Source organism: Streptomyces sp. NPDC054840 (assembly GCF_053611065.1).
The window spans coordinates 1-3584 of record NZ_JBSGZP010000722.1 but is presented as its reverse complement, the minus strand read 5'-3'; the positions used below and the strand labels follow the sequence as shown (position 1 = coordinate 3584).

3 protein-coding genes are annotated in these 3584 nt (G+C 70.5%); all 3 read left to right on the top strand.

Annotation, left to right across the window (positions count from 1 at the left end):
• Positions 1–180: 180 nt before the first annotated feature.
• Complete coding sequence (locus tag ACWGIU_RS32895) at positions 181–2607, top strand: helicase-associated domain-containing protein (protein WP_453711768.1); 2427 nt, start codon at positions 181–183, stop codon at positions 2605–2607.
• Positions 2608–2702: 95 nt separating this feature from the next.
• The gene (locus ACWGIU_RS32890; RefSeq protein WP_079428878.1) at positions 2703–2918 is read left to right on the top strand and encodes a type II toxin-antitoxin system VapB family antitoxin; all 216 of its coding nucleotides are present in this window, start codon (positions 2703–2705) and stop codon (positions 2916–2918) included.
• On the top strand, positions 2915–3337 hold the full coding sequence (locus tag ACWGIU_RS32885) for a PIN domain-containing protein (protein ID WP_453711767.1): 423 nt from the start codon (positions 2915–2917) through the stop codon (positions 3335–3337). Before ACWGIU_RS32890 ends, ACWGIU_RS32885 begins: the two co-directional genes overlap by 4 nt.
• The last annotated feature ends 247 nt before the right edge of the window (positions 3338–3584 follow it).

The window sequence follows — 3584 nt, the reverse complement described above, 5'->3', positions numbered from 1 at the left end:
CATGCCTCCTTTCGGGATATTTCAACGCCTTTGTAAGCGACACCGCTCGCGAGATGCCGACGCCCACGGGGGAATCCGCCTACGTACGGCACCGGCGGCGAAGGCGAATCCGCCATGCTGGGAACCTGTGCCGGGGCGGCTCCGGTGCTGTTGCGGCCCTGCCTCACGAGGTGCACCCCTATGAAGTCCCGATCAACGCTGGCAGCCTGGCTGGGCCGTCTCGACTCCCCGCGCCTGGCGCGCGTGCTCGCGGCGCGGAACGACGCGGCGTCACCTCCAGAGCCGCGCACGGTGGGGGAACTGGCGGACCGCCTCCAGCGCCCGGGGTCGGTGGCTCTCGCCCTCCCACGGCTCGCGCTGCCGTGCCTGCAGGCAGCCGAGGCTCTGGTGGCACTGGGAGAATCGGCGACGCGGGGTGCCCTGGCGAAGCTGCTGGGAGCGACGGACGGCGAAGCCGCCCGAGGACTGGACGCCGTGCTGGAGACACTGGCCGATCACGCGCTGGTCTGGCCGGACGGTAACGGGACACTCCGCATGGCCGCGTCCCTGCGGCAGGCGTGGGACGCTCCCCTGGGGCTGGATGCTCCCCTGGAGAGGCTGCTGACGGGCGCGACCTCAGAGGAGCTGCGCGGCATGCTGGTGGCACTGGAGATCAAGCCGCCCGGCACCAAGCAGCAGCGGCTGGCCGCCCTGGTAGAACACCACAGCTACCCGGAAGCCGTCGCCGAAGTGGTGGCACGAGCACCCGCGGTCACACAGAAGCTGCTGGCCCACCGGGCGGGGTCTGCGCCGAGGCAGCCGCAGGTCATCATGTTTGGAACCCCTGGCCCCGTCCTCGAACCGGGGGCGCGATGGGCACTTGACCGGGGACTCCTGATCCAGGACCGCCACCGGTTCGGTCCCGCGCGCATGCCCGTCGAAGTCGCCCTTGCGTTGCGCGGGCCCACTTGGCACGCCCCCTTCGACCCGCTTCCACCGTCCCCTCAGCTGGTGTCCATCACCCCCGCCGAGGTGGAGCGGGAGGCCGCAGCCGCGGCCACGGCGCTCGCGGCCCACGCCGCCTCGGTACTCTCGGCCTGTTCCTCGGCTCCGCCGACCACACTCAAGTCCGGTGGGATCGGCGCACGTGAGCTGGCCCGGATCGGCAAGGCCGCTCAGGCCGAGGATGCCGTGGTCCGCATCACCCTGGAGGCCGGGTACACGGCCGGGCTGCTGGCCCGGGACGGCGACCGCGTGGCACCGACCAAGGCATACGACGTCTGGGCGGAACAGGAACCCTCGGAGCGGCTTGCCACGCTGCTCCAGGCTTGGCGCGACCTGCCGCGCACCCCAACCCAGGCGCGCGACGAGGACAACAAGGCGCTCTCCGCCCTCGCGGGGGCACCGCCCTGTAACGGCTGCCGCCAGGCCCGCCACGGGCTGTTTGCCGCAGCGGCAGAGCTCCCGGCCGGTCAGGGTGTGAAGGCCGCCTCCGATCTCGGACCGACGGTGGCCTGGCATCGCCCGCTCGCCGACACCCCGCCCACGGACGCAACCCCATTCGCCACGGTGATCCGCGAGGCCGAACTGTTGGGAGTGATCGCCCGAGGCGCTCTGTCGGCTCTCGGCGCCCATCTGCTCGTCGACGACAGGCAAGGACTGACCGCCACGTGCCGGCGGCTACTGCCCCCGGCCGCCGAAACGGCCCGGATCGGCGCCGACCTCACCGCCGTCGTCACCGGCACACCGGCCGCGCGGCTCGCCGTAGTCCTCGATGCCGTCGCGGACCGGGAAACCAGTGGCACGGCCTCGGTGTGGCGGTTCAGCTCCGGCAGCATCCGACGGGCCCTGGACGCCGGTCGCGCCCCGGGGGATATCGCAGCCGATCTGGCCGCCATCGCAGCCGGGCCCCTGCCCCAGCCGCTGTCCTATCTCATCACCGACACCGCGCGCGGCCACGGACGCGTGCGCATCGCCCCGGCCGCCTGCGTCCTCCACGGCGAGGAGCCGGCGCTCCTGGCCGAACTCGCCGCCCACCGCAAGCTCTCCAAGCTCGGCCTGCGGCAGCTCGCGCCGACTGTGCTCGTCAGCCGCAGCTCACTCGGCACAACCCTCGCTGCGCTCCGCGCCGAGGGCTACGCCCCCGTCGCCGAAACGGCCGACGGAACCGTACGCGTCGAGAAGACCCGGCCCCAGCGGGCGGCCGCTCCTGTTCCGACCCCTCGGAAGGCGGGCGACCAGCGCGGCACCCGAAGCACGGCGATCCCCGCCTCGAAGGCCCCGGCAGCCGTTGACACGGATGCCCTGGCCGTCCGACTGCTTACCGCACCACCGAGCGCGCCGGACCCCGACCCCTTTGGCACCGGAGTTCCTTTTGGAACGGACACCGAGGAGATCGCCGCCGGATACACGAAGCACCTGTCGTACAGCGACGTCCGCCAGCTCGCCCATGCCATCGACGCCGGCACCGCCATCACGGTCGAGTACGTCGCCACCTCGGGCAGTCGTACCGTACGCACCCTCAGCAGCCTAGAACTCGACCCGCCCTACCTGAACGCCTGGTGCCACCTGCGAAACGACGAACGAGTCTTCACTCTCTCCCGCATCCGCAGCGTCATGCCGGCATAGCCCCGCAGACGCGGCCCGAGCCCGTCCGTCCCATGGCACCCGGTGAACCATGAGAGGTATAGTTGTCTCCACAGTTGATATAAGGGGGGTGCACAATGAGTCGAACGGTGATCGACCTCGATGACGAGCTGGTCGCAGACGTAGCCAAGGCCCTGGGGACCAGCACCAAGAAGGAAACGGTCAACACGGCCCTGCGCGAGGTACTGGAGAACAGGCGGCGCGCGCTGGCTTTGACCCGCCTGCGCGCAGCGGCCGACGAAGGCGCGTTCGATCTGACACTCTTCGAGGACAAGCGGAACTACCGACGGTGAACGCCGCTCTCTACCTGATCGACACCAGCGCCCTCGCCCGCTTCATGCGGGGCGACGCGGAGCAGTACGGCTGGGACCAGGCGGCGGCCGCCGGCATGATCGCCACGTGCCCCATCACGGAGCTGGAGTTCTTCTACAGCCCCCGATCGGCCGCCGACCGGGCACGTGGCATCGAGGACGTCCGTCTGATCTTCGGCTGGGCCCCGGTCGACGACCGTGCCTACGACCGGGCCTGGCAGGTCCAAGAGGCCCTCACCAAACAAGGCAAGCACCGCAGCGCCGGTGCGGTGGATCTCGTCGTCGCCGCGACTGCCGAGTTGCAGGGGCTCACCCTCCTGCACTGTGACCACGACTTCGAGCGCATCGCCGCAGTAACCGGCCAACCCCTCCAGTGGTACGGCCCCGAGGGGCGTAAGTAGTCGAGCGGTGGTTGCAGTTCTGGTTGCATTCGCCCCCGTCCGGGGCCGTCCGCCAGATGGCGCCCCAGTCACTCCACCCCAGGTCAGGACAAGTACGGCCCCCGCTGGACGGCCGTACGAACATCTGGAAAGCGTGCTGCGGGCAACCCCTCACGAGTTCGAATCTCGTACCCTCCGCCATTAGTCTCACCGGGCAATACGTCGAAGAGCCCCACCGCTTGCGGTGGGGCTCTTCGCGTTCCGTGGC

What these genes read in the sequence shown, in the direction of transcription:
- ACWGIU_RS32890 (WP_079428878.1), top strand. Translation starts at nt 2,703, where the DNA reads ATGAGTCGAACGGTGATCGACCTCGATGACGAGCTGGTCGCAGACGTA.
- ACWGIU_RS32895 (WP_453711768.1), top strand. Translation starts at nt 181, where the DNA reads ATGAAGTCCCGATCAACGCTGGCAGCCTGGCTGGGCCGTCTCGACTCC.